Here is a 24,938-nt window from a genome sequence, read left to right as displayed (position 1 = left end):
CTTAATCCTTCTGATGGCCGTAAACGCGCGGCTGGGTGTAGTAATCGATGAGCGGCACGCAGATGTTGGCAAGCAGCACAGCAAACGCCACGCCGTCAGGATAGCCGCCAAAGCTGCGGATCAGCCAGACAAGCAGGCCGATCAGCGCGCCATAGACCAGACGACCACGATTGGTGGTCGACGCGGTTACCGGGTCCGTAGCGATAAAGAACGCCCCCAGCATGGTGGCGCCCGAGAAAAGATGAATCAGCGGGCTGTTCAGTGATTCCGGTGAGAAGAACCAGCCCAGCGTGGCGCAGAACGCCAGTGACAGCAGCATAGCGGCCGGGATATGCCAGCGAATCGCACTCTTCCACAGCAGGAACAGGCCGCCCGCCAGATAACCGACGTTCACCCACTGCCAGCCGAGCCCGGCCAGCACGCCGCTGTAAATCGGCTGCGCCAGCAGATGTTCGGCACTGTGACCGGCACGTAAGCCGGTTTTAAAGGTATCCAGCGGCGTCGCCTGGCTGATGCCATCCACACCCATCTGCAATTGCTGCATGGTGTCACCCGCCAGCGTGTGGCCCTGGAACACCATGCTCAGACTGTCCATCAGGCCGGGTTTAATCGCCTGTAGCGTGTCAGGTGGCAGCCAGCTGGTCATCTGCACCGGGAAGGAGATCAGCAGCACTACATAGCCAACCATCGCCGGGTTAAACGGGTTCTGGCCCAGTCCGCCATAGAGCTGTTTGGCAATGACCACCGCGAACAGCGTACCAATCACCACCAGCCACCAGGGGGCCAGCGGCGGCAGGCTGATACCGATCAGGATGGCGGTCAGCAACGCCGAATTATCCGCCAGCGTGCTGGCAACCGGTGCTTTACGCAGACGCAGGATCGCCGCCTCGGTCAGCCAGGCGGTAAGGGTCGCCAGTAAGACCTGTAAAACGGTGCCGTAGCCAAAGAAATAACACTGTGCAGCAAAACCTGGCACCGCCGCCAGCACCACCAGCAGCATGATGTTGCCGGTACTGCGGCGGTTATGGGTATAAGGAGAACTTGCGATACGAAAAGCCATTTAATCCTCAAGCGTCGTAGACGACTGCGCTTTACGCGCTTTGGCACGGGCGATGGCGGCGGCAATAGCGGCCTTGCGCGCATCATCAGGTTGATTCAGTTCAGGTGCCTGTTCAGGTTCAGCATTGGCGTTATTTGCCTGCTCCTGCGCCTGTTCCGCTTTCTCTACTGCAAAGTGTGCGGCGGTGGCGAGCGCTGCGGCATCACGCGAAGCGGCATCGGCGTCACTTTCAGCCTGCGCCGCTTTCTTCGCTTTGGCACGGGCGATAGCGGCCTGAACGGCGGCTTTGCGTGGGTCGGTTTCCACGGCGGCGTCCGGTGCAGCTTCAGCAGCAGCGTCCGGCGCGGCGTCAGTCACGCTCTGCGACGCTGCAGTATCAGCGCTTTCAGCCTGTGCCGCTTTCTTCGCTTTGGCACGGGCGATAGCGGCCTGAACCGCGGCTTTACGTGGGTCGGTTTCAGCAGCAGCGTCCGGCACGGCGTCAGTAACGCTCTCCGATGCAGCCGGAGCCGTCACATCAGCGCCTTTCGCCTGAGCTGCTTTCTTCGCTTTGGCACGGGCGATAGCGGCCTGAACCGCGGCTTTACGCGGGTCGGTTTCAGCAGTGGCGTCCGGCAAAGCGTCAGTAACACTCTCCGATGCAGCCGGAGTCGTTGTATCAGCGCCTTCAGCCTGGGCCGCTTTCTTCGCTTTGGCGCGGGCGATAGCGGCCTGAACCGCGGCTTTACGCGGGTCGGTTTCAGTGGCAGCTTCTGTAACGCTCTCCGGTGCAGCCGTAGCCGTCGCATCAGCGCCTTCAGCCTGTGCCGCTTTCTTCGCTTTGGCACCTGCGATAGCGGCCTGTACTGCGTCTTTACGTGGATCGGTTTCGGCGGCGGCTTCTGTAACACTCATCGATGCAGCCGTAGCCGTCGCATCAGCGCTTTCCGCCTTAGCCGCTTTCTTCGCTTTGGCGCGGGCGATAGCGGCCTGAACCGCGGCTTTACGCGGGTCGGTTTCAGCAGTGGCGTCTGGTGCGGCTTCTGAAACACTCTCCGATGCAGCCGGAGCCGTCGCATGAGTGCTTTCCGCCTGAGCCGCTTTCTTCGCTTTGGCGCGCGCTACAGCGGCCTCGACGGCGGCTTTACGCGGATCGACACTGGCGTCAGCTGCTGTATCAGCCGGTGAGACTTTCTTCGCTTTTGCCCTTGCAATCGCGGCTTCAACCGCCGCTTTACGCGGATCGACTGACTGACGCGTTACCGGCTGGGTTTCAGCCTGCGCCTCAGCCTGACGCAGACGCGCCTGCGCATGGCGGGCTTCACGCTGCGCTTCAAGCGTCGCTTCATCCGGTTTAGCGGCCTGACGGGCTTTCACCCGCGCTTTGGCTGCTGCCAGCTCACTGGTATCGGTGCGGGCAACTCGCTGTTTCGCCTCTTCATGACGCGCTTCACGGGCCTGTTTTTCACGCTCCAGGCGCGCCTGACGCGCTTCGAAGCGGGCTTTGGCCTCCAGCGTGCGTTTCGCTTCCAGATCGATGGCGCGCAGTTCCGCTTTTTCCTGACGGTAATATTGCACCAGCGGGATATTACTCGGGCAGACATAGGCACAGGCACCGCATTCGATGCAGTCATCGATATGGTGGGCACGCGCTTTATCGTGATCGCCGCCCTGGCTGTACCAGTAAAGCTGCTGCGGCAGCAGTTTGGCCGGACAGGCATCGGCACAGGCGGAACAGCGTATGCAGGACTGCTCTTCGTCATTGTTGCCCATCTCACTGGCAGAGGGCGCAAGAATACAGTTGGTGATCTTCACCACCGGCACATCCAGCGATGGCAGGGTAAAGCCCATCAGCGGACCGCCCATGATCACCATCTGACGCGGCGCAGGCGTAAATCCGACCTGATGCAGCAGATGGCTGATTGGCGTGCCAAGACGACTCCAGACGTTACGCGGCTGGGCAATCGCCTCGCCGGTCAGTGTCACCACGCGTTCGGTGATCGGTTCACCGTTGATGATGGCCCGCTTAACGGCCCAGGCGGTACCGACGTTCTGCATCAGCACGCCGATATCGGTTGAGCGTCCGCCGTGTGGCACTTCCATGCCGGTCAGAATGCGGGTCAACTGCTTGGCACCGCCGGAAGGATATTTGGTCGGGATCACCCTGATTTGCAGATCGCGCTCGCTACCCAGCGCCTGTTTCAGCGCGGCGATCGCTTCAGGTTTATTATCTTCAATGCCAATCAACACCCGCTCAGCCTGTAAAACCCAGGCGAGAATGCGGCTGCCTTCCAGCACTTCGGCGGCGTAGTCCTGCATCAGGCGATCGTCAGCGGTGATGTAAGGTTCACACTCTGCCGCATTGATAATCAGGGTTTTAACCCCGCGCAGGCCGCCTTTCAGTTTGGTGGCGGTCGGGAAGCCCGCGCCGCCCAGACCCGCAATGCCCGCATCGTGAATTCGCTGCACGATGTCGGCGCGCGGATGCTGACGGTAGTCTGGCAGCGGATCGAGCGGCATCCAGCGGTCTTCACCATCCGGCGTCAGGAAGATGCAAAGTTCGGACAGGCCCGACGGGTGCGCGGTCATATGCTGACCGATATCCTCAATCACGCCAGAGGTGGGCGCATGGACCGGCAGCATGCGGCCGGTACCAAAGGTCAGGGGCTGACCGCGCAGCACTTTCTCGCCGGGCGCAACGCAGATCTCACCTTCATGGCCGATATGCTGTTTCAGCGGGATAATAAACCGGTGCGGCAGCGGCAGTTCGCTAAGCGGCGTGCCGTTGGACTGGGTTTTCATTTCCGGCGGATGGATACCGCCCTGAAAATCCCAGACCTTCTCTTTTTTCAGGAAGTTAAACAGATTAAGCATGAGTTTCTACCGGGATCACCCGTACAGGAATGGTATTCAAATCCCACTTCCAGTTAGCTGGCGTGGTGGCGACCGGACGCATTTCAATACAGTCAGTCGGGCAGGGTGCGACACAGAGATCGCAGCCGGTGCAGACATCGCTCAGCACGGTGTGCATGGCGCGGGTTGCGCCGACAATCGCATCCACCGGACAGGCCTGAATACATTTGGTGCAGCCAATGCAGTTGGCTTCGTCGATAAACGCCACAGTACGCACCGGCTCTTTTGCCGTTTCATCGCCATCAATCGGCTGCGGTTCAACGTTAAGCAGCGCAGCCAGCTTGAGCATGGTCTGTTCACCGCCCGGCGCGCATTTATTGATTGCTTCACCGTTGTTGCCGACCGCATCAGCGTAGGGACGGCAGCCAGGGTAGCCGCACTGGCCGCACTGGCTCTGCGGCAGAATGGCATCAATCTGCTCAACGATAGGGTCTTCTTCGACCTCAAAGCGGCGCGAGGCGTAACCCAGCAGGGCGCCGAACACCAGGCTCAGGGCACTTAATACGGCAACAGCAATCCAGATCGCGGTCATCAGAATTTCACCAGACCGCTGAAGCCCATAAACGCCAGCGCCATCAGGCCCGCGGTAATCAGGGCAATGGAGTTGCCTTTAAACGGGGCAGGCACATTGGCCAGCACCAGACGCTCACGCATCCCGGCGAACAGCACCATCACCAGCGAGAAGCCGATAGAGGCACTGAAACCATACAGCGCGGCCTGCATAAAGGTGTGGTTGAGGTTAACGCTCAGCAGAGGCACGCCCAGCACCGCACAGTTGGTGGTGATCAGCGGCAGGAAGATACCCAGTAAACGATAGAGCGACGGACTGGTTTTACGCACCACCATTTCGGTGAACTGTACGACGACAGCGATCACCAGGATATAGGCCATGGTGCGCAGATAGACCAGATCCAGCGGCAGCAGGATCAGATGGTTGACCAGCCACGCGCAGATAGAGGCCAGCGTAATCACGAATGTCGTGGCGAGGCCCATGCCAATCGCCGTTTCCAGTTTTTTGGAAACGCCCATAAAAGGACAGAGGCCGAGAAACTTCACTAATACGAAGTTATTCACCAGCACGGTGCCAACAAAGAGAAGCAGATAATCGGTCATTTTTTCGCCTGGGAGCCGGAAAGCGGCTTATTATCATTGATAGCGCGGCGTATCTCAACACCCGCGCCTCCCGCAAGGCGGCAGACCGCACTCAGAATTAAATTCCTGACATAACTCACAGCGTTACGGCGCGATAAAGGTGGTTTTTACCCGCTTTGAGCGTTTGAAATAGGGCGCAAATATCGCCGCCGCGAGCAGTGACAGCAGTAACGTCTGGAGAGCACGGCTATCGGCAACCGGCGTGAAGGCAAAGGTTTTCAGCGCCAGCAGCACGGTTATCAGCAGCCAGAGCAGATAGTGGCGCGGCAAACGGCGCGAGCGCTTAAAGAAAAGCCAGCTGATCCAGAGGCTGTAGGCCCAGACCGCCACGGCGGTAAGCAGCGAAATGGCCCAGTAAGAGAGCAGAGTGCTGCCGTGTGAAAACAGCGCCACACGCCATTCCGGATTAAAGAGGGGGGTCAGATACATCGCCAGCACCAGAACGGTGGTTAACAGGGTCATTATCAGCCAGGCCAGCGGCAGCAAAAGCCAGCCACCAATACGCGGCGCAGCAACCTGTTCATTCATGTGGTTATTCCTGTCTCGGGGAATCGAAGCGCAGCAGAATAACATGTCCAGAGGGGCACGCCCATCCGGACAAGGTCAGAGGTAAAGAGAGCGATTAATCAGCCGGAAATCAGACCACGTAGCGCCACACCGTTTTAGGGACACAGCCAAGATCATATAACCGTCCGCCAGAAACCAGTTCGGCACGACGATGATCGGCAGCCCGATACATATTGATGATTTCCATATCATTTGTAAGGGAGTAGTTAAGGTGATCGAAAAGCTTTTCCAGACTGTCTGAATTATTTACTTTGCGGAATTTAAGCAGGTAATCGTGCGCAGTCATCATTGCCATAACAGATAGAAGTACAAAGGAGTGCTCAGTATAGGGGGCAAGCCAGGGCTGTCCAGATCGGACGGGTTAAAAAAAGCGAAAATCAGACTAAAGCACCTTATCAGCCGCTAAAAGTCCAAATCTCCTATTTTCAATGCTGTCTCTGCCAGCCTGCCCGCGCGATGCTTTTAAACAGCGTACCAGCTCACAGATATCCATGCCGGAATGCAGCGTTAAACGCGCATCTTAAATATCATTTTTCGTCCCTTCATGCCAGCCGCTGCGTCAGTGCCTTCTTTGTGACAATTTCAGGGCAGAAAAATTAATCCTTTTGAAACCACACGCATAGAAACGTTTCGCGCCCAATCAGCACGCGTGAACGACTGTGCGGGCAATCACAAAACCCATTTTTTGTTCATCGCAGACCGGATAACCCATTTTGTACGCCTGTCTGTAATCGTTTCCAGTGACGTTAAGCATAAGCGATTCTGTTTATTACAATTATTTAACTAGCGTTGTTTTATTACTCAGCCGTTTTATCCATAACGCGCGAGCCAGCGAACCCGTCCGGCTTCACGTAACTCCTTTAAATTGCTCTGTTTTGTGAAGTGTGTCGCCATTATGCACGCTTTTTTAGTCCAGTCTAAGCAGGCTCTCTACCCTAAACAGCAAACGCCTTTCAGAGGATTAAAAACTATGTGGAAACGTTTACTTCTGACCACGCTGGTCAGCGCCGCGTTAACCGGCCCGGTGCTCGCTGCAGATATGACGGTCGGCTTCTCGCAGGTCGGTTCGGAATCTGGCTGGCGTTCGGCTGAGACCAGCGTGGCGAAAAGCGAAGCCAAAAAACGCGGAATCACCCTGAAAATCGCCGACGGGCAGCAGAAACAAGAGAATCAGATCAAGGCAGTACGTTCGTTTATTGCCCAGGGCGTTGATGCCATTTTCATCGCGCCAGTCGTACAGACCGGCTGGGAGCCGGTGCTGGAAGAAGCCAAAGACGCCAAAATCCCGGTTTACCTGCTGGACCGCGCCATCGTGGTGAAAGACAAATCGCTCTATCAGGCCGTGGTGACGGCGGACAACGTTCTGGAAGGCAAACTGATTGGCGACTGGCTGGTGAAAACCGTGGGCGACAAGCAGTGTAACGTGGTGGAACTGCAGGGCACCGTCGGGGCCAGCGTGGCAATCGATCGTAAGAAAGGCTTTGCTGAAGCGATCAGCAACCATCCAAACATTAAAGTGATCCGCTCGCAGTCCGGTGACTTTACCCGCAGCAAGGGTAAAGAGGTGATGGAGAGCTTTATCAAGGCTGAGAACAACGGCAAAAACATCTGCATGGTTTACGCACATAACGATGATATGGCGATCGGTGCCATTCAGGCGATTAAAGAAGCGGGCCTGAAACCGGGCAAAGATATTCTGACCGGCTCAATTGATGGTGTGCCGGATATCTACAAAGCGATGCTGGCAGGTGAAGCCAACGCTAACGTGGAGCTGACGCCGAACATGGCTGGCCCGGCGTTTGATGCCCTGGAGAAATTCAAAAAAGATGGCACGCTGCCACCTAAAGTCATCAAGACCGAGTCAAAGCTGTTCCTGCCTGCTGACGCGCAGACGGAGCTGGATAAGAAAAATGGTATGGGTTACTGATCCGCAGACCCGCCCCAGACCAGCCGCAGACCGCCCCCCGGGGCGGTTTTTCATGACGTAAGGCGGAGTGAGCAGAATGATGACGCAAAATGAAATACCGCTGTTATCCATCAGCGGCGTCAGCAAAGGGTTTCCCGGCGTTAAAGCGCTGAGCAATGTTTCCTTTGATATCCGCAAAGGGGAGATTATGGCGCTGCTGGGGGAAAACGGTGCTGGCAAATCGACCCTGATTAAGGTGCTGACCGGCGTTTACAGCCGTGATGCCGGCACGATTACCCTGAATGGTGAGCCGATTACCCCGCATAACACCGCGCAGGCGCAGGAGATGGGCATCGGGACCGTTTATCAGGAAGTGAATATGCTGCCGAACATGTCGGTGGCAGATAACCTCTATATTGGTCGAGAGCCGCGTCGCTTTGGTATGATCGACCGTCGCCGCATGGTGCGTGATGCCGATGCGCTGATGCGAAACTACGGGTTTGCCCTCGACGTGACACGTCCGCTGGGTCACTACTCGGTGGCGATGCAGCAGATTGTTGCCATCTGTCGCGCGGTGGATCTTTCGGCCCAGGTGCTGATCCTCGATGAGCCGACAGCCAGCCTGGATGCCAGCGAAGTCGAAATGCTGTTTACCCTGATGGCGCAGCTGAAAGCCAAAGGGATGAGCCTGATTTTTGTGACCCACTTTCTCGACCAGGTTTACCGCATTACTGACCGGATTACCGTGCTGCGTAACGGGCAGTTTATCGCCACTCGCGATACCGCCACGCTGCCGCAGATTGAACTGATTAAGCTGATGCTGGGTCGTGAGCTGCTGGAGACTGCATTACAGCGTCAGGGCAGCACGCTGCGCAGTAATCAGCCGGTGGTGTCGTTTGAAGATTACGGCAGGAAGGGGACCATCGAACCCTTTAACCTGGCGGTGCGTCCCGGTGAAGTCGTCGGCCTGGCCGGTCTGCTGGGTTCAGGCCGCACCGAGACCGCTGAAGTGCTGTTTGGTATTCGTCGGGCCGATCGCGGGACCGCGAAGATCAAAGGTAAAGTGCAGAAGATTACTAATCCGGCGAGAGCCTCGCAGCTCGGCATGGGGTTTTGCCCGGAAGATCGGAAGACGGATGGGATTATCGGCGCGGCCTCCGTTCGCGAAAATATTATTCTGGCCTTGCAGGCGCAGCGCGGCTGGTTACGGCCAATTAAGAAGCGCGAGCAGCAGGCGATTGCCGATCGTTTTATTAAGAGCCTGGGTATTCGCACGCCGCACGCCGAGCAGCCGGTGGAGCTGTTATCGGGCGGCAACCAGCAGAAGGTGTTGCTGTCGCGCTGGCTGGTGACTAAACCGCAGTTTTTAATCCTCGACGAACCGACGCGCGGCATTGATGTAGGCGCACACGCCGAGATTATCCGTTTAATTGAATCCCTCTGCGCCGATGGTCTGGCGCTGCTGGTGATCTCCTCTGAACTCGAAGAGCTGGTCGGTTATGCCGATCGGGTGTTGATCATGCGCGATCTGAAGCAGGTGGCCGAAATTCCGCTGGAGCAGCTTTCGGTGGCGTCGATCGTCAATGCTATCGCGGACGGAGGAGCTAAACATGTTTGAGTCTCCTATGACATCTGAAAAACCTCCACGTCGTAAGCTGAAGTTCCCGCCAGGGATGCCGCAAATTGCCGCGCTGCTGCTGGTGCTGCTGATCGACAGTCTGGTAGCCAATAACTTTTTTGCCGTGCACCTGCAGGATGGGCGTCTGTTCGGTAGCCCGATCGATATTCTTAACCGTGCGGCCCCGGTTGCCCTGCTGGCGATTGGCATGACGCTGGTGATCGCGACCGGCGGCATCGATCTTTCCGTCGGGGCGGTGATGGCGATAGCGGGCGCGACCGCCGCCACACTGACCGTCGCCGGACACGGTGTGCCGTTTATTATTCTCTGCACGCTGGGAACCGGTTTAGCCTGTGGTTTGTGGAATGGGGTGCTGGTGGCGCTGCTGCGTATTCAGCCGTTTGTTGCCACGCTGATTCTGATGGTCGCCGGGCGCGGTATCGCGCAGCTGATTACGCAGGGGCAGATTGTGACGTTCGACAGTGACAGCCTTGGCTGGTTTGGTAACGGCTCGCTGTGGATGTTGCCGGTGCCGGTCTGGATCACGCTGGTGGTGGCGCTGGCGGTCTGGCTGCTGACGCGCAAGACCGCGCTGGGTCTGTTTATCGAAGCGGTGGGGATTAACCTGCGTGCGGCCCGCAACGCGGGGGTAACCGGCTGGCTGGTGGTGATGTCGACTTATGCGATCAGTGGCGTCTGTGCCGCCGTTGCGGGTCTGATTGTCGCGGCCGATATTCGCGGCGCGGATGCCAATAACGCCGGTTTATGGCTGGAGCTGGATGCGATTCTCGCCGTGGTGATTGGTGGTGCATCGCTGATGGGTGGCCGCTTTAATCTGGTGTTGTCGCTGATTGGCGCACTGATTATTCAGTCGATGAATACCGGGATTCTGCTCTCCGGCTTCCCGCCGGAGCTGAATCAGGTGGTGAAAGCGGTGGTGGTGATGTGTGTGCTGTTGCTGCAGTCACCGCGCTTTATTGCGATGTTGAAACGGAGACGCCCGACATGATTAAACGTCATCTTCCGCTGATGATCACGCTGCTGGTGTTTGTGGCGGGTTACCTGTTTTGTCTGAGTCAGTTCCCGGGCTTTGCCTCAACCCGGGTCATCTGCAATATCCTGACCGATAACGCCTTCCTCGGGATTATCGCCGTCGGCATGACCTTTGTGATTTTGTCGGGTGGTATCGATCTGTCGGTTGGCGCGGTGATCGCCTTTACCGGCGTTTTTCTGGCGCGGGCAATTGGTGATTTCCATATCAATCCCTTGCTGGCGTTTGCGCTGATTCTGTCACTGGGTGCGCTGTTCGGTGCCATGATGGGCTGGCTGATTGATGCCCTGAAGATCCCGGCCTTTATCATTACGCTGGCGGGGATGTTTTTCCTGCGCGGCTGTTCTTATCTGGTGTCCGAGAATTCGATTCCCATCGATCATCCGTTTTACACCCTGCTGTCCAGTCTGGCGTGGAAAGTGCCGGGCGGAGGGCGTCTCAGTCTGCTGGCGGTGATTATGCTGGTGGTGGTGTTAGGCGGGATTATTCTGGCGCACCGTACGCGGTTTGGTAACCGGGTTTACGCCATCGGCGGCAATATGACATCGGCTCAGCTGATGGGCGTTTCGACCCGAGCCACAACCATCAAGATTTATATGCTTTCCACCACGCTGGCGACGCTGGCTGGCATCGTGTTCTCGATCTATACCTCGGCAGGATATGCGCTGGCCGGGCTGGGTGTGGAGCTGGATGCGATTGCGTCGGTGGTGATCGGTGGCACGTTGCTGTCGGGTGGTGTTGGGACGGTGCTGGGCACGCTGTTTGGTGTGTTGATTCAGGGGCTGATCCAGACCTGGATTAACTTTGACGGCACGTTGAGTTCGTGGTGGACCAAGATCGCCATCGGGATTCTGCTGTTCGCATTTATCGCGCTGCAGCGGTTACTGACGGTGATCTGGGATCGTCAGCAGAACGCACCGGTTAAGCGAATCCCTGGCTGAATAAATGGCTGAATGGCGGCTCTCAGGAGCCGCCATTTATTGTGCCAGATGCAGCACCATCACCGTGACGTCTTCACCCGCTACCTGCCGCTGTTCCACCGCCCGCCATCCTGAACGCTGATAGTATGCCTGTTGATCGGGGGTATAGAGCCAGAGCTCGCCAATCTGCTGTTGTTTTGCCCGGGCAATCGCCTGCTGGATCAAGGCTTTCGCCACGCCCCGGCCCCGGAATTTTTTATCCGTCACCACTTCGCCAATCCAGTATTCCCTTGCCGCGATGTCGTCCAGTTCAAAACGGATGACGCTACAGGTCGCGATAACCTTTTCGCCGTCCGATGTGGCGACGAGGGTAAATTCCGACGAGCCGGTCTGATTCCGTTTTGTTAAACGCGTAAGGAGAGTGGGCTGATCCGACCATGCAGGGAGATGTGACCATTCTGTATGCAGCAGTTGTGCAGTTTGTGAGGCGTAGTCGGGATGCTGGTTCAGATCGGCAATTTGCATGGCGCTTTAACCTTTTTTTATCAGGTATATAGCAATACAGGCTGGTGGAGGAAAGTGCAAGATGATGAAAGAGTTGAGTTTTAGCAAAGAGACCGGTGCTCTTATGTATTACCGGGAAAACAATCGCTATGGGACTCAGGTGTAAGGTCAGGAAAGGTATGCCTGATCGCAAAGGGTTCCCGCATCCATGCGGATCGGCCGCGCCATCCCTGGCGCGGACGCTTTGCTCTTCAGGCATACCATTCCTTCCCGGTTGGGCTTGATCATTGCTGTAATTAAACGTGCGAACGCAAAGTTGAGATTAAGCAGGCTAAAATCAGCAGTGAAGTAAGGCGTCTGGTACATGAGATTTTTAATTGCTGCCAGGAATGGTCGGAGCCTTAAAACAAATCGCTCAGGTGCCACAAAAAGGAGGGGATGACGGGTAGTGGAGTAAAGCGTCCGCCGCAGGAGGTTTTGCTTACAGACTAGATGTTTTGAACTTTGAAAATTTTCGCTCAGGTATCACAAAAAGGAGGGGATGGCGGGCAGTGGAGTAAAGCGTCCGCCGCATGGACAAAAACGCCGGGAGCGTTTTTGAACAACGCGAAGCGTTGGCCCGCTTGCGGGCGAGCCTCATGGATGAGGCGAGTAGTCCGGCGGCCGAGCCTACAGGGATGTATTTACGGCGACTTTACGGAACGCCCGCCATTCCCGACTGAATAGCACTTATTTTCTAAAAAACGGCACTTTATCAATCCTGAAGCAGTATCTTTTCAGAACCCCTAAAGCGCCGCTTAATCACCTATTAACGTTTCAACCGGTAATACGCTTCATTCCAGCGCAGCGCATCTTTAAACGCTGGCAAGGTGGTGTGCTCATCAATCACCAGCACTTCGATATCGTTCATCTCACCGTACAGATACATATCCTCAAGCGTGAGCGCCTGACTGAACACGGTATGGTGCGCACCGCCGCCCAGAATCCACGCTTCGGAAGCGGTCGCCAGTGAAGGCTGCGCTTTCCACAGTGCGCGAGCAACCGGCAACTTCGGCAGCGGTTTTGGCTGCTCGATAGCATCCACCACGTTAACCAGCAGACGGAAACGGTCACCCATATCAATCACGCTGGCGTTAACCGCGCGACCCGCTGGTGTTGAGAAAATCATACGCGCCGGGTCGGCTTTATCGCCAATGCCGAGGAACTGCACATCAATCAACGGCTTCTCTTCAATGGCGATCGACGGACAGACTTCCAGCATGTGCGAGCCCAGCACCAGATCGTTGCCCGGTGAGAAGTGATAGGTGTAATCCTCCATAAATGAGGTGCCACCTTTACGGTCGCCAGCCAGCACTTTGAAAATGCGCAGCAGCGCAGCGGTTTTCCAGTCACCTTCGCCGGCGAAGCCATAACCCTGACCCATCAGACGCTGAACCGCCAGACCGGGCAACTGTGTCATGCCGTGCAGCGTCTGGAAGTTAGTGGTAAAAGCGTGGCAGCCTTCCGCTTCCAGGAAACGCTTCAGACCCAGCTCAATGCGCGCGGCATCCAGCACGTTCTGACGTTTTTCGCCGCCAGATGCAGCAACATCGGTAAAGCGATACAGGCTTTCGTACTCGTCGATCAGCGCATTTACGTCGCCATCGCTGACGCCATTGATCACCTCAACCAGATCGCCTACACCCCAGCCATTCACTGAATAGCCGAACTGAATCTGTGCGGCAACCTTATCGCCTTCGGTCACGGCCACTTCACGCATGTTGTCGCCAAAACGGGCGACTTTCAGCTGCTGGCTGGCCTGTTTTGCCAGCGCTGCACGCATCCAGTTACCCAGACGCTGCTGACTGGCGCTATCTTTCCAGTGACCGGTCACCACGCTGTGCTGCAGGCCCATGCGCGCGCCGATGAAACCGAACTCACGGCCGCCGTGCGCGGTCTGGTTCAGGTTCATAAAGTCCATGTCCATGCTGTCCCACGGGATCTCCGCATTGAACTGGGTATGGAATTGCAGCAGCGGCTTATTTAGCACGCTCAGGCCGCCAATCCACATCTTTGCTGGAGAGAAAGTATGCAGCCAGGTAATGATCCCGGCGCACTGCTTGTCATAGTTGGCGTCGCGACACAGGGCCAGCGCTTCATCCGGTGACTTCACCAGCGGTTTCAGCTCCAGACGCACGGGTAAACCGGCCTGATTCAACCCCTCAACGACCTGACGTGCATTCTGTTCAACCTGGCGTAACGTCTCCGGCCCATAGAGGTGCTGCGTGCCGATGACAAACCACACGCTGTAACTGTTTGACTGTTCCATAAAACCACTCCTTTACTTAGCGCCTACCTTAGCAGGCTAATTTATTTGTCAGTCTGAACCCGGGCAGTGCTCACACAGGCTGCTTTAGCAACCTGAACGCCCTGAAGTGCGGCCCTGAAGGGGCGAGCACAGCGAGTAATCCTCACGTACTCCGTGTACGCTGGCTGTTTCGCGCTGTCCGTGTCCAGACTGCCTGCAACAATTACGCCTGTTGGGCCAGGCTCGTAGCGGAAGCGGGGCGGGCGGCGTATTGCGGTTCTGCCGTCACGCACCATTGTTGATAGCGTTGATAAAGTTGTTGATAGCGTGCGACGCGCGCCGGATCGGGCTGCAGCGTCACGGCAATCGGGCTGGCCATGACCTGCTGTGCATCGGGCACGCTGGCGTGAACACCGGCGGCGACGGCGGCGAAAATGGCCGCACCCAGCGCACAGCACTCGTCAGAGGCGACGATATCCAGTGGCCGGTTCATCACATCGCAGCAGGCCTGCATAATCGCCGGAGATTTCCGCGCAATGCCGCCGAGGGTCAGAATGCTCTCGACCGGGATCTGCTGCTGCTCGAAACACTCCATAATGGCGCGTGCGCCAAACGCGGTTGCCGCGACCAGACCGCCAAACAGCGCGGGTGCATCGGTGCCCAGATTCAGGTCGGTAATTACCCCTTTCAGACGCTGATTGGCGTTTGGCGTGCGGCGACCGTTAAACCAGTCCAGCACCACCGGCAGATGGTCGAGCTGCGGATTGGCGGCCCAGGCTTCGGTCAGATCTTTAATCAGGTTTTTCTGCATCTCCGCCAGCTGAGGCTTCAGCTCCGGATGCTGCTGCGCCGCCAGCTGTAAAGGCCAGCCCAGTAAACGGCTGAACCAGGCGTAGATATCACCAAAGGCAGACTGACCGGCCTCCAGCCCGATAGCGCCGGGCACGACGCTGCCATCGACCTGACCACAGATGCCTTTAATATCGCGATCGCCGACCTTTTCTGTGTCAGCAATCAGGATGTCGCAGGTGGAGGTGCCGATCACTTTCACCAGCGTATAAGGTTTAGCTCCGCCACCGACTGCGCCCATATGGCAGTCAAATGCGCCACCGGAAAGCGTGACGGTCTGCGTCAGGCCCAGACGCTGCGCCCACTCGGGGCTGAGCGTGCCGACCGGCAGATCCGCGGTCCAGGTCTCTGTGAATAACGGGGAGTCGAGCTGCTGGGTTAACAGCGGGTCGAGTGCATTAAGGAAATCGACATCGGGCAGGCCGTTCCAGTCGCCGTGCCACAGCGCTTTATGCCCGGCCGCACAGCGACCACGGCGCAGCTTATCTGGCGCGGTCGTGCCGCTTAACAGGGCAGGTACCCAATCGCACAGCTCGACCCAGGAAACGGCGGCCTCACGCACGGCCGCATCTTCACGTGACACGTGCAGAATCTTGGCCCAGAACCACTCCGAAGAATAAATGCCGCCGATATAGCGGCTGTAATCCTGGAAGCGGCCGCTGTGGCACAGCTGATTAATCTCTTCGGCTTCTTCTATCGCCGTGTGATCTTTCCACAACACAAACATCGCGTTGGGGTTCTCCGCAAACTCCGGGCGCAGCGCCAGCACGTTGCCGTCGCGGTCGATGGGCGCCGGGGTTGAACCGGTGCTGTCAACGCCAATGCCGATCACGGCGGCGCGTTGATCGTCGCTCAGTGCATTCAGCACGCCGAGCAGCGCCTGCTCCATGGCGTCGATGTAATCCTGTGGATGGTGACGAAAACGGTTCATGTGCGGATCGCTGTATAAGCCCTGCTGCCAGCGCGGGTAGCTGCACACCGCACTCTGCAGCTCTTTGCCGCTATGACAATCCACGGCCAGCGCACGCACCGAATCACTACCAAAGTCTAGCCCAAGTGTGATGGCTCCAGCACGCATCGGAATCTCCTGTAGTTAGTTAACTCCTGTATCCTGGGTTCAGCGCGCCGGAACAGTTAGTCATCGCTGGCTGACAATATGCACTTTTCTGTCATCGGCAGTGATTTTGTGATCCATTGCAAAAGTTACGCTCCGGTTAAATTTGCTGAATATATGGATCATTTTGTCGTGATTTTAATGTGTGATACCGCTCTACATTTTTCTTCGCTAATACCGCTAAAACTAGCCCAGCGTCTGGACAGTCTGTCAGCACATGCCAGCCTAACGCACTGATTTATGGCTGTACCCACATAAGAAAATTAACTGGTAGCGTTTACACCGATTCGTTATTAGCAGCGAAAAATAACCTGGTACCGGAGAGCATCATGCATAAATTCACTAAAGCATTCGCGGCCATCGGCCTGGCAGCGGTTATGTCACAATCCGCTATCGCCGAGACCATGAAGCTGGGTTTTTTAGTCAAGCAACCAGAGGAACCCTGGTTCCAGACTGAATGGAAATTCGCCGACAAAGCGGGCAAAGATCTTGGCTTTGATGTCATCAAAATTGCCGTGCCGGATGGTGAAAAAACCCTGAATGCCATCGACAGCCTGGCGGCCAACGGCGCGAAAGGTTTTGTCATCTGTACCCCCGATCCGAAACTCGGCTCGGCCATCATGGCGAAAGCACGTGGCTACGGTCTGAAAGTCATCGCCGTGGATGACCAGTTCGTCACCGCCAAAGGCAAGCCAATGGACACCGTGCCGCTGGTGATGATGGCGGCTACTAAAATTGGTGAGCGCCAGGGTCAGGAACTCTATAAAGAGATGCAGAAACGCGGCTGGGATGTAAAAACCACCGGCGTGATGGCGATAACCGCGAACGAACTTGATACCGCACGTCGTCGTACCGGCGGCTCAATGGACGCGATCAAAGCCGCAGGCTTCCCGGCAGCCCAGATCTACCAGGTTCCCACCAAATCTAACGATATCCCTGGCGCATTTGACGCCGGTAACTCCCTGCTGGTTCAGCATCCTGAAGTCAAACACTGGCTGGTTGTCGGCATGAACGACAACACCGTGCTGGGCGGCGTACGTGCCACCGAAGGACAGGGCTTCAAAGCGGCTGACGTCATCGGCATCGGCATCAACGGCGTCGATGCCATCAGTGAACTGTCAAAAGACAAAGCGACCGGCTTCTACGGTTCGCTGCTGCCAAGCCCGGATATCCACGGCTACAAAAGCAGCCAGATGCTCTACAACTGGGTCAGCAAAGGTGAAGAGCCACCGAAATTCACCGAAGTTACCGATGTGGTGCTGATTACCCGTGACAACTTCAAAACTGAACTGGCGAAAAAAGGACTGATGTAACCCTGAGCCTGTCGGGCTGTCCGCAGCCCGGCATCCTTAATAGCCGATTTCGCGCCGCCCGCCCTGACAGGCCGGTGGCGCGAAAGAGTGAGGACCAACATGAACACTGATTCAGCATTTCTGTCGTTTCATGGCATCAGTAAAACCTTCCCTGGCGTGAAAGCGTTGCAGGATATCTCCTTTGACTGCCGGGGCGGTGAAGTCCATGCGCTGATGGGCGAGAACGGCGCAGGCAAATCGACGCTGTTAAAAATACTCAGCGGCAGTTATCAGCCGAGCGGCGGTGAGATTCGTATTAAAGGCAAGCCGATGAGCTTTCAGCGCACCACAGATGCGCTGGACGCGGGCGTCGCCATTATTTACCAGGAACTGCATCTGGTGCCGGAAATGAGCGTGGCGGAGAACATCTACCTCGGTCAGATTCCGCACAAACATGGGCTGGTCAATCGTAAGCTGATGCGCTTTGAGGCGGGCCTGCAGCTGAAAAATCTCGGCATGGATATCGACCCTGATATGCCGCTGAAATACCTGTCGCTGGGGCAGTGGCAGATGGTAGAGATTGCCAAAGCGCTGGCGCGTAACGCGCGCATTATCGCCTTTGATGAGCCAACCAGCTCGCTGTCGGCGCGTGAAATCGACAACCTGTTCCGCGTTATCCGTCAGCTCCGCGAGGAGGGCCGGGTGGTGCTTTACGTTTCACACCGCATGGAAGAGATCTTCGCCCTCAGTGACGCCATCACCGTCTTTAAAGATGGCCGCTACGTGCGGACCTTTACTGACATGGCTAACACCCATCACGACGATCTGGTGCAGGCGATGGTGGGCCGTAACCTGGGTGATATCTATGGCTACTCACCACGCGCTAAAGGCGACGTGCGGCTTGAACTGGACAAGGTCGAAGCAAAGGGCGTGCGGACGCCGATTTCGCTGAAAGTCCATGCTGGTGAAATCGTCGGGCTGTTTGGACTGGTCGGAGCCGGACGCAGTGAACTGCTGAAAGGGTTATTTGGCGGCACGCGGCTGCGTGGCGGTCAGGTGATTCTGGACGGCAAACCGCTGCCGCTGCGCGAACCCATCGACGCTATCCGTGCGGGCATCATGCTTTGCCCGGAAGACCGCAAAGCCGAGGGCATTATTCCGGTGCATTCGGTGCGCGACAACATCAACATCAGCGCCCGTCGTCACAATCTTACCGCCGGTTGCCTGATTAAAAATGGCTGGGAAAACAAAAACGCAGACAGCCATATCCGCTCACTGAACATCAAAACGCCCAGCGCCGACCAGCTGATCATGAACCTCTCCGGCGGTAACCAGCAGAAGGCGATTCTGGGACGCTGGCTCTCCGAGGATATGAAAGTGATCCTGCTGGATGAGCCTACGCGCGGCATCGATGTCGGTGCCAAACATGAAATTTATAACCTGATTTATCAGCTGGCGAACCGGGGCATTGCGGTGCTGTTCGCCTCCAGCGATTTACCGGAAGTCATGGGCCTGGCCGATCGCATCGTGGTGATGCGTGAAGGTGCCATAGCCGGTGAACTGCTGCACGACGACGCCACGGAGCAGCAGACGCTGAGCCTGGCGATGCCCAAAACCACTCAAGCGGCCGCCGTGGCCTGACAGGAGATCATCATGGCTTCATCCACGACCTCAAATACGCCGCAGCCCGCTTCACGCGGCGGCCTGCAGTTAGGTCGCATCTGGGACAACTTCGGCATGCTGGTTGTCTTTGCGCTGCTGTTTATTGTCTGTGCGATTTTTGTGCCGAACTTTGGTTCATTTATCAATATGAAAGGCTTAGGGCTGGCGATGTCGATGTCCGGCATGGTCGCCTGCGGCATGCTGTTCTGTCTGGCCTCCGGGGATTTTGACCTGTCGGTTGCGTCCGTTATCGCCTGCGCGGGTGTGGTGACCGCCGTGGTGATCAACATGACCGAAAGCCTGTGGATTGGTGTGGTAGCCGGTCTGGTGCTCGGCATGATCACCGGCTTTATCAACGGCTTTGTGATTGCCCGACTCAAGATCAATGCGCTGATCACCACGCTGGCGACCATGCAGATCGTGCGCGGCCTGGCCTATATCTTCTCGGACGGTAAAGCGGTCGGAATTGAAGATGAGCGCTTCTTTGAGCTGGGCTTTGCCAACTGGCTTGGCGTGCCAGCACCCATCTGGCTGACCCTGGCGACCATGCTGATCTTCGGTTTCCTGCTCAACAAAACCACTTTTGGCCGTAATACCCTGGCGATTGGCGGCAATGAAGAGGCGGCGCGACTGGCCGGTGTGCCGGTGGTGCGAACCCGCATCATCATCTTCATTCTTTCCGGGCTGGTTTCGGCGGCGGCAGGCATCATCCTGGCGTCACGTATGACCAGCGGTCAGCCCATGACCTCCATCGGCTATGAGCTGGTGGTGATTTCTGCCTGCGTACTGGGCGGCGTGTCGCTCAAGGGCGGCATCGGCAAGATTTCCTACGTGGTGGCAGGGGTATTAATTCTTGGCACCGTCGAGAATGCGATGAATTTATTGAATATCTCGCCATTCTCACAGTATGTGGTGCGCGGTCTGATACTGTTAGCTGCGGTGATTTTTGACCGTTACAAACAGAAAAAAGCCTGACTGATGGAGCCGTTGGCCCGCAGAAGCAAACGCCTCTGCGGGCTATCCGAACACTAACAGACTGAGTGAGGTCACTATGTATCACCGCGAATTACCGGCCGAGCAGCAAAACCCCTTGTTGCCGGGCTATTCATTCAATGCCTGGCTGGTGGCGGGGCTGACGCCCATCACCGCTGATGGCCCGCTCGATTTCTTTATCGATCGCCCGCACGGCATGAAAGGCTACATTCTGAACCTCACCATTAAAGGCAAAGGGCGGGTATTCGACGGCGAGCGGGCATTTGACTGCGAACCGGGCGAAATGCTGCTGTTTCAGCCAAAAACCGCTCACTACTATGGCCGCGCGCCGGACAGCCCGCAGTGGTTCCACCGCTGGGTCTATTTCCGTCCGCGCGCCTACTGGCACGACTGGCTGCGCTGGCAGGATGAGCAGGAGGGCGTGGGACGACTGCTGCTGCCGGAATCGCTGCGCGGTGAATTTGACCGCCTGTTTGCCAGTATCGAACAGACCCACAACTCCGGCCGGCGCTTTGCGGAAGAGCTGGCAATGAACCTGCTGGAACGGCTGCTGCTGCGTGCCGTTGAAGAGGATCCGCGCAGCCATCAGTTGATCCGCGACCCGCGCGTCATCGAAGCCTGTCAGTATGTCACCAACCATCTCGCCAGCGAGGTCAAGATTGAAGAGGTGGCGCGTCACGTCTGCCTGTCACCGTCGCGACTGGCGCACCTGTTCCGCGAGCAGATGGGTGTCAACCTGCTGCGCTGGCGTGAAGATCAGCGCGTTATCCGCGCGAAACTGCTGCTGCAGACCACTCAGGAACCGATCGCCTCGGTAGGGCGTGAAGTGGGTTACGACGACCAGCTTTACTTCTCACGGGTATTCCGCAAGCGTGTTGGCGTCAGTCCAAGCGACTTCCGCCGCCGCAATCAGGACGCGCACGACAGCCTGGCGGCGCAGACGGCCTGGCCCCTGGCGCGAAGTGCTATCTCTTAGTTTTTTCGGGGGATTCCGCCTTGTCCTCACCTGGTTAATAGTCTTAAATCAATCAGGTTATCAACTAAGAGCCTGCCAGGCAGGCTCTGAGAGGAATCCAAATGAGCGATAAATTACGTGTTGGTCTGATCGGCTACGGTTTTGCCAGTAAAACGTTTCATGCTCCGCTGATTGCGGGAACGCCGGACGTCGAACTGGCCGCCATTTCCAGTAGCGATGCCAGCAAAGTCCACGCCGACTGGCCTGCCGTGAAGGTGGTGGCCGATCCTCAGGCGCTGCTGGACGACCCGACTCTGCAATTGATTGTTATTCCTACCCCTAATGACACCCACTTCCCGCTGGCTAAAGCGGCGCTGAATGCCGGTAAACATGTGGTGGTCGATAAGCCGTTTACCGTGACGTTGTCACAGGCGCGCGAGCTGGATGCGCTGGCGAAAGCCAAGGGGCTGCTGCTGTCGGTATTCCATAACCGCCGCTGGGACAGCGATTTCCTGACGCTGAAATCCCTGCTTGAAGCGGGCTCTCTGGGTGAAGTGCGTTATTTCGAATCGCATTTTGACCGTTTCCGTCTGGAAGTGCGCAATCGCTGGCGTGAAATGAAGGGCGCAGGCAGCGGAATCTGGTATGACCTGGGGCCGCATCTGCTGGACCAGGCGCTGCAGCTGTTTGGCCCGCCGGTCGCCATCAATGTCGATCTGGCTGAAATGCGTCCGGGCGCGCAGACTACCGACTACTTCCACGCCACCCTGACCTATCCGCAGCGCCGCGTAGTGCTGCACGCCAGCATGCTGGTGGCGGCAGAATCCGCCCGTTACACCGTCCACGGCACGCGCGGCAGCTACGTTAAATATGGTCTGGATCCGCAGGAAGATCGCCTGAAGTCGGGCGACTTCCCGCCGCAGGAGGACTGGGGCTATGACATGCGCGACGGCACGCTGACGCTGGTTGATGGCGACGCCCTGACCGAAACCACGCAGCTGACCCAGCCGGGCAACTATCCTGCTTACTATGCGGGCATCCGCGATGCCATTGCCGGACGCGGTAATAATCCGGTGACGGCGGAAGAGGCGATTCAGGTGATGGAGCTGATCGAACTGGGTCTGCAATCCGCCGAGAAACGCCAGACGCTGTCGCTGAAGCGCGTTTAATGGGTGAGAGCTTACCGCAGTAAGCAAAAAGCGATTAAATAGTTTAATTCGCAGGGAACGCGGTCAGAAGAGGAAAGCGTCCCGCGCCAGGACGGCGCGGGCCGAGCCTGCCAGGGATGGCGGCTTTTGCGTCTTTCCGATCTGACCGTGTTCTTTGCGCAGTCTCGGTCCTGCAGCGAAGGTGTCAGACCTCGCACACGCACTATAAAAACGGGCCGGATATCCGGCCCGTTTTTTATGGCTGCAACGAGCGGATTACTGCACGCGGGCGCGAATAGCCGCTTTCTCAGCGTCGCTGAGGAAGGCAATGGTCAGACCATTTTCCTGCGCCTGACGGATCTGCGCGGCACTCAGGCCGGCAGCCGGTGCGGCATGATGATACTCATGCGCCAGTTCAATGCCCTGAACCGCCGGATCATCAGTATTGATGGTCGCCAGAATGCCATGCTCCAGGAAGGTCTTCAGCGGATGCTGCCCCAGTGAAGGCACGGTGCTGGTCTGGATATTGGAGGTCAGGCAGGATTCAATACCAATATGGTGCTCCGCCAGGAAATCCATCAGCGCGCGATCCTCAATCGCTTTCACGCCGTGACCGATACGCTCAGCGCCGAGCTCACGAATCGCCTGCCAGATGCTCTCCGGACCGGCCGCTTCGCCCGCATGCACGGTAACCCGGAAACCAGCATCGCGCGCCTGGGTAAAGTGACTCAGGAACTCGCTGCCCGGGAAGCCCAGCTCATCACCCGCCAGATCGACCGCGGTGATGTGATCGCGATGGGCCAGTAAACCTTCCAGTTCGGCAAGGCAGGCATCTTCGCCAAAGGTACGGCTCATAATCCCAATCAGACGCACGTCGATATCGTGCTGCTGACGGCCAGCGCGTACCCCGTCAATGACTGCTTCAACCACACCGGCAATCGGCAGGTTGTGGGTCATCGCCATATAACCGGGCGAAAAACGCAGTTCAGCATAATGAATGCCCGCGCGCGCGGCATCTTCAACATTTTCCTGCGCAATGCGGCGGCAGGCATCCAGATCGCCCAGCACTTTCACGCCCCAGTCGAGTTTCTGCAAGAAGCTCACCAGATCAGGTTCATTCTGGCCGACCTGCACATGCGGACGCAGCGTCTCCAGCGTTGAGGCGGGCAGGGCAAGATTAAACTGGCGGCCTAAATCGAGAATGGTTTGTGCACGAATGTTGCCATCAAGGTGGCGGTGAATATCAGTCAGAGGAATTTTAGAATCGATCATGGCGCACTCGCTGAGTTGTCGGTGAAGTGCAGAGCATTATAAAAATATCTTGCGCAACAGCGCCAGCTATTTGCGCAACAGCCGCGCCGGATGCTGCTTAATTACCCATAACCGGTGGGCAAATCAGCGTTCAGGCATAAAAAAAGCGACCCGAAGGTCGCTATAGATGGACGACAGCGCTTACTGCGGCATGCCTTCGCTGGTCGGCATACCCAGCATATAGCGGGACATAAACTGTTCCAGCGTCATCTTGTCGCCGTTCATGTTCACCTGACCATTAGCATACTGCAGGCTGGTCACGATGTTGTTATCCTGCTGCTGAGTCAGGCGGAACATCTGACCCATCGCTGCCAGACCTTTCACCTGCTGATCCGCCAGCTTCTGGGCGTCATCCGCCTGATAACCTTCAGCCAGGCCCACTTTGTGCATGGTTTCGGTTGCCATCGGCATATTGATCACCAGCTTGCTGTCCAGGCTTTTCAGTACCCGGTCAACCATAGCGCTCAGAGTCTGGGCTTCACCGGTGACGGCTGACGGGTCGTTGAAGCTGGCCGTCAGATTAAAGGTGCTTTCACCTTTGTCATTCTTCCAGCTCAGCGGAGCAATGCTGATGGATGGCGAGCCTTTCAGCAGCAAAGGCAGATTGGCCATCAGAATCTGATGCACGCCTGCCTGATAGCGAATAGGATCTTCCGCAACGCCAGGCTGTGTCAGCAGCTCCTGCATCTGCGCGTTGTAACGATCGGAGAAGGCTTTGACCGCCTGCGCATCAAACTGTGACAGCTTCATCTTCAGCGCAGCCTGACCGAAGTCCTGCTTCTGCAGCTGAACGCTTTCCACTTTGTAATCAATATCGCCGCCAATTTTACCGGCGCTGTTATCGAAAGAGGAGGTGCCTTTCATTTTATGCAGCGTCAGGGCGTCCTGACCATTGATGCTGGCATTCACCTTCTCAATGTCCACCGACTGATCGCCGATGCGCACGCCTTCCGGGCTGAGATGCGTGTTGCCGCTCAGTTTCAGACCATTAACAGTGAACAGTACCGGCTGGCCCATCTCGTTTTTACTGGTCAGCGCGAGGCTATCCACATCGCTGTCCAGCGACACTTTATCGCCTTTATTATCGGCGCTGACGTTGAAGGTGCCGCCATTGGTGGCAAAACGCTCGCCGGTTTGCGCATTCTGATAGTCAACCGGCAGGACACGCAGCGCGGTATCGGTAGCGCCGCTGTAACCAATGCGGGTATCTGCGTTAATCAGCGATTTATTGCCGGTCAGCTCAAACAGCTTCTTCACCGCATCGGTGTTAGCCAGCTCGGTATGAACAGATGCCATGCTCGGGATCAGGTTGAAATGCTTCAGCTGCGCAAACGGGAAAGGGCCATGACCGATGGTTTCATTCAGGATGATGCTCTGACCCGGCTTCAGCAGCGGGTTATCTTCCGTCTGCGAATTGGCCTGAACCACCAGATTCACCTTACTGCTGAACACGCCGCGCTGATAGTCCTGATAGCTGATCTTCAGTCGGCTGTTAGGGGCATAAGCGTTCAGCTGTGCATTGGCGTTCTGCACCAGCTCATCCCTGTGGCTTTCAATTTGCTTGCCGGTGAACCACGCCGCGCCAGTCCAGACTACGCCCAGTGCGATGATGACACCTACGGCAACATTGGTCTTTTTCATTGCTGATTCGTCCTTA

The 24,938-nt window shown here is 57.0% G+C and carries 20 protein-coding genes; 9 read left to right on the top strand and 11 right to left on the bottom strand.

Annotated features, from left to right (window positions below):
• Position 1 precedes the first annotated feature (1 nt).
• From rsxD to ydgT, 6 genes are all read right to left on the bottom strand, one after another.
• Positions 2-1,060, bottom strand: a complete 1,059-nt coding sequence (gene rsxD / locus EGO56_RS10225) for an electron transport complex subunit RsxD (RefSeq protein ID WP_135908924.1) — start codon at positions 1,058-1,060, stop codon at positions 2-4.
• Complete coding sequence (rsxC, locus tag EGO56_RS10220; protein WP_135908922.1) at positions 1,061-3,913, bottom strand: electron transport complex subunit RsxC; 2,853 nt, start codon at positions 3,911-3,913, stop codon at positions 1,061-1,063.
• Complete coding sequence (gene rsxB / locus EGO56_RS10215) at positions 3,906-4,484, bottom strand: electron transport complex subunit RsxB (RefSeq protein WP_010245386.1); 579 nt, start codon at positions 4,482-4,484, stop codon at positions 3,906-3,908. The genes rsxC and rsxB overlap by 8 nt, the downstream gene beginning before the upstream one ends.
• Positions 4,484-5,065, bottom strand: coding sequence for an electron transport complex subunit RsxA (gene rsxA, locus EGO56_RS10210; protein ID WP_003853423.1), 582 nt, complete (start codon positions 5,063-5,065; stop codon positions 4,484-4,486). The genes rsxB and rsxA overlap by 1 nt, the downstream gene beginning before the upstream one ends.
• Positions 5,066-5,188: 123 nt before the next feature.
• On the bottom strand, positions 5,189-5,632 hold the full coding sequence (locus tag EGO56_RS10205) for a DUF2569 domain-containing protein (RefSeq protein ID WP_013357773.1): 444 nt from the start codon (positions 5,630-5,632) through the stop codon (positions 5,189-5,191).
• Positions 5,633-5,741: 109 nt separating this feature from the next.
• Positions 5,742-5,957 carry a transcription modulator YdgT gene (gene ydgT / locus EGO56_RS10200; protein WP_033782999.1) on the bottom strand — a complete coding sequence of 72 codons (216 nt, stop codon included), beginning with the start codon at positions 5,955-5,957 and terminating at the stop codon, positions 5,742-5,744.
• 684 nt (positions 5,958-6,641) lie between these two features.
• Between ydgT and ytfQ the strand changes: the two genes are divergently transcribed.
• From ytfQ to yjfF, 4 genes are all read left to right on the top strand, one after another.
• A complete protein-coding gene (gene ytfQ, locus EGO56_RS10190; RefSeq protein ID WP_033732575.1) occupies positions 6,642-7,598 on the top strand; it encodes a galactofuranose ABC transporter, galactofuranose-binding protein YtfQ in 957 nt (318 codons plus the stop codon).
• Between the two features lie 76 nt (positions 7,599-7,674).
• Positions 7,675-9,195 (top strand): sugar ABC transporter ATP-binding protein, encoded by a 1,521-nt coding sequence (locus EGO56_RS10185; RefSeq protein ID WP_135908920.1) that lies wholly within the window; start codon positions 7,675-7,677, stop codon positions 9,193-9,195.
• Entirely contained in the window at positions 9,188-10,204 is a 1,017-nt protein-coding gene (gene ytfT, locus EGO56_RS10180; protein ID WP_135908918.1) for a galactofuranose ABC transporter, ATP-binding protein YtfT, read from the top strand. Before EGO56_RS10185 ends, ytfT begins: the two co-directional genes overlap by 8 nt.
• Positions 10,201-11,187 (top strand): galactofuranose ABC transporter, permease protein YjfF, encoded by a 987-nt coding sequence (gene yjfF, locus EGO56_RS10175; protein WP_135908916.1) that lies wholly within the window; start codon positions 10,201-10,203, stop codon positions 11,185-11,187. Before ytfT ends, yjfF begins: the two co-directional genes overlap by 4 nt.
• Before the next feature lie 36 nt (positions 11,188-11,223).
• Here yjfF and EGO56_RS10170 read toward each other — a convergent pair whose 3' ends face one another.
• The 3 genes from EGO56_RS10170 to EGO56_RS10160 all read right to left on the bottom strand — a co-directional run bounded on the left by EGO56_RS10170 (position 11,224) and on the right by EGO56_RS10160 (position 15,884).
• The gene (locus tag EGO56_RS10170; RefSeq protein WP_135908914.1) at positions 11,224-11,691 is read right to left on the bottom strand and encodes a GNAT family N-acetyltransferase; all 468 of its coding nucleotides are present in this window, start codon (positions 11,689-11,691) and stop codon (positions 11,224-11,226) included.
• Positions 11,692-12,478: 787 nt separating this feature from the next.
• Positions 12,479-13,978, bottom strand: a complete 1,500-nt coding sequence (gene araA / locus EGO56_RS10165; protein ID WP_135908912.1) for an L-arabinose isomerase — start codon at positions 13,976-13,978, stop codon at positions 12,479-12,481.
• Positions 13,979-14,180: 202 nt separating this feature from the next.
• Positions 14,181-15,884, bottom strand: coding sequence for a ribulokinase (locus EGO56_RS10160; RefSeq protein WP_135908910.1), 1,704 nt, complete (start codon positions 15,882-15,884; stop codon positions 14,181-14,183).
• Positions 15,885-16,249: 365 nt separating this feature from the next.
• Here EGO56_RS10160 and EGO56_RS10155 point away from each other — a divergent pair, with 365 nt between their 5' ends.
• From EGO56_RS10155 to EGO56_RS10135, 5 genes are all read left to right on the top strand, one after another.
• Positions 16,250-17,233 carry an arabinose ABC transporter substrate-binding protein gene (locus EGO56_RS10155; protein WP_013357782.1) on the top strand — a complete coding sequence of 328 codons (984 nt, stop codon included), beginning with the start codon at positions 16,250-16,252 and terminating at the stop codon, positions 17,231-17,233.
• Positions 17,234-17,332: 99 nt separating this feature from the next.
• Positions 17,333-18,853, top strand: coding sequence for an L-arabinose ABC transporter ATP-binding protein AraG (gene araG / locus EGO56_RS10150; protein ID WP_033783010.1), 1,521 nt, complete (start codon positions 17,333-17,335; stop codon positions 18,851-18,853).
• A 12-nt stretch (positions 18,854-18,865) separates the two neighbouring features.
• Positions 18,866-19,849 (top strand): L-arabinose ABC transporter permease AraH, encoded by a 984-nt coding sequence (gene araH, locus EGO56_RS10145; protein ID WP_135908908.1) that lies wholly within the window; start codon positions 18,866-18,868, stop codon positions 19,847-19,849.
• A gap of 76 nt (positions 19,850-19,925) precedes the next feature.
• The gene (araC, locus tag EGO56_RS10140; protein WP_003853440.1) at positions 19,926-20,843 is read left to right on the top strand and encodes an arabinose operon transcriptional regulator AraC; all 918 of its coding nucleotides are present in this window, start codon (positions 19,926-19,928) and stop codon (positions 20,841-20,843) included.
• Positions 20,844-20,944: 101 nt separating this feature from the next.
• Positions 20,945-21,991 (top strand): oxidoreductase, encoded by a 1,047-nt coding sequence (locus tag EGO56_RS10135; protein WP_033783014.1) that lies wholly within the window; start codon positions 20,945-20,947, stop codon positions 21,989-21,991.
• Between the two features lie 255 nt (positions 21,992-22,246).
• Here EGO56_RS10135 and add read toward each other — a convergent pair whose 3' ends face one another.
• Together add and EGO56_RS10125 are read right to left on the bottom strand one after the other, a co-directional pair.
• Positions 22,247-23,242 carry an adenosine deaminase gene (gene add / locus EGO56_RS10130; protein WP_135908906.1) on the bottom strand — a complete coding sequence of 332 codons (996 nt, stop codon included), beginning with the start codon at positions 23,240-23,242 and terminating at the stop codon, positions 22,247-22,249.
• 180 nt (positions 23,243-23,422) lie between these two features.
• Positions 23,423-24,922: a YdgA family protein gene (locus EGO56_RS10125; protein ID WP_135908904.1), complete on the bottom strand. Its 1,500-nt coding sequence runs from the start codon at positions 24,920-24,922 to the stop codon at positions 23,423-23,425.
• Positions 24,923-24,938: the final 16 nt, after the last annotated feature.

This window comes from Pantoea vagans (assembly GCF_004792415.1).
In the GTDB taxonomy this organism is placed as follows: domain Bacteria; phylum Pseudomonadota; class Gammaproteobacteria; order Enterobacterales; family Enterobacteriaceae; genus Pantoea; species Pantoea vagans.
This window is presented reverse-complemented; position numbering and strand designations above follow the sequence as displayed.

Coding starts and splice junctions, on each gene's coding strand:
- araH (WP_135908908.1), top strand. CDS start 18,866: ATGGCTTCATCCACGACCTCAAATACGCCGCAGCCCGCTTCACGCGGC.
- araG (WP_033783010.1), top strand. CDS start 17,333: ATGAACACTGATTCAGCATTTCTGTCGTTTCATGGCATCAGTAAAACC.
- EGO56_RS10135 (WP_033783014.1), top strand. CDS start 20,945: ATGAGCGATAAATTACGTGTTGGTCTGATCGGCTACGGTTTTGCCAGT.
- rsxB (WP_010245386.1), bottom strand. CDS start 4,484: ATGACCGCGATCTGGATTGCTGTTGCCGTATTAAGTGCCCTGAGCCTG.
- rsxD (WP_135908924.1), bottom strand. CDS start 1,060: ATGGCTTTTCGTATCGCAAGTTCTCCTTATACCCATAACCGCCGCAGT.
- ytfT (WP_135908918.1), top strand. CDS start 9,188: ATGTTTGAGTCTCCTATGACATCTGAAAAACCTCCACGTCGTAAGCTG.
- yjfF (WP_135908916.1), top strand. CDS start 10,201: ATGATTAAACGTCATCTTCCGCTGATGATCACGCTGCTGGTGTTTGTG.
- EGO56_RS10155 (WP_013357782.1), top strand. CDS start 16,250: ATGCATAAATTCACTAAAGCATTCGCGGCCATCGGCCTGGCAGCGGTT.
- EGO56_RS10160 (WP_135908910.1), bottom strand. CDS start 15,884: ATGCGTGCTGGAGCCATCACACTTGGGCTAGACTTTGGTAGTGATTCG.
- araA (WP_135908912.1), bottom strand. CDS start 13,978: ATGGAACAGTCAAACAGTTACAGCGTGTGGTTTGTCATCGGCACGCAG.
- EGO56_RS10185 (WP_135908920.1), top strand. CDS start 7,675: ATGATGACGCAAAATGAAATACCGCTGTTATCCATCAGCGGCGTCAGC.
- EGO56_RS10125 (WP_135908904.1), bottom strand. CDS start 24,922: ATGAAAAAGACCAATGTTGCCGTAGGTGTCATCATCGCACTGGGCGTA.
- add (WP_135908906.1), bottom strand. CDS start 23,242: ATGATCGATTCTAAAATTCCTCTGACTGATATTCACCGCCACCTTGAT.
- rsxA (WP_003853423.1), bottom strand. CDS start 5,065: ATGACCGATTATCTGCTTCTCTTTGTTGGCACCGTGCTGGTGAATAAC.
- rsxC (WP_135908922.1), bottom strand. CDS start 3,913: ATGCTTAATCTGTTTAACTTCCTGAAAAAAGAGAAGGTCTGGGATTTT.
- EGO56_RS10170 (WP_135908914.1), bottom strand. CDS start 11,691: ATGCAAATTGCCGATCTGAACCAGCATCCCGACTACGCCTCACAAACT.
- araC (WP_003853440.1), top strand. CDS start 19,926: ATGTATCACCGCGAATTACCGGCCGAGCAGCAAAACCCCTTGTTGCCG.
- ytfQ (WP_033732575.1), top strand. CDS start 6,642: ATGTGGAAACGTTTACTTCTGACCACGCTGGTCAGCGCCGCGTTAACC.
- ydgT (WP_033782999.1), bottom strand. CDS start 5,957: ATGACTGCGCACGATTACCTGCTTAAATTCCGCAAAGTAAATAATTCA.
- EGO56_RS10205 (WP_013357773.1), bottom strand. CDS start 5,632: ATGAATGAACAGGTTGCTGCGCCGCGTATTGGTGGCTGGCTTTTGCTG.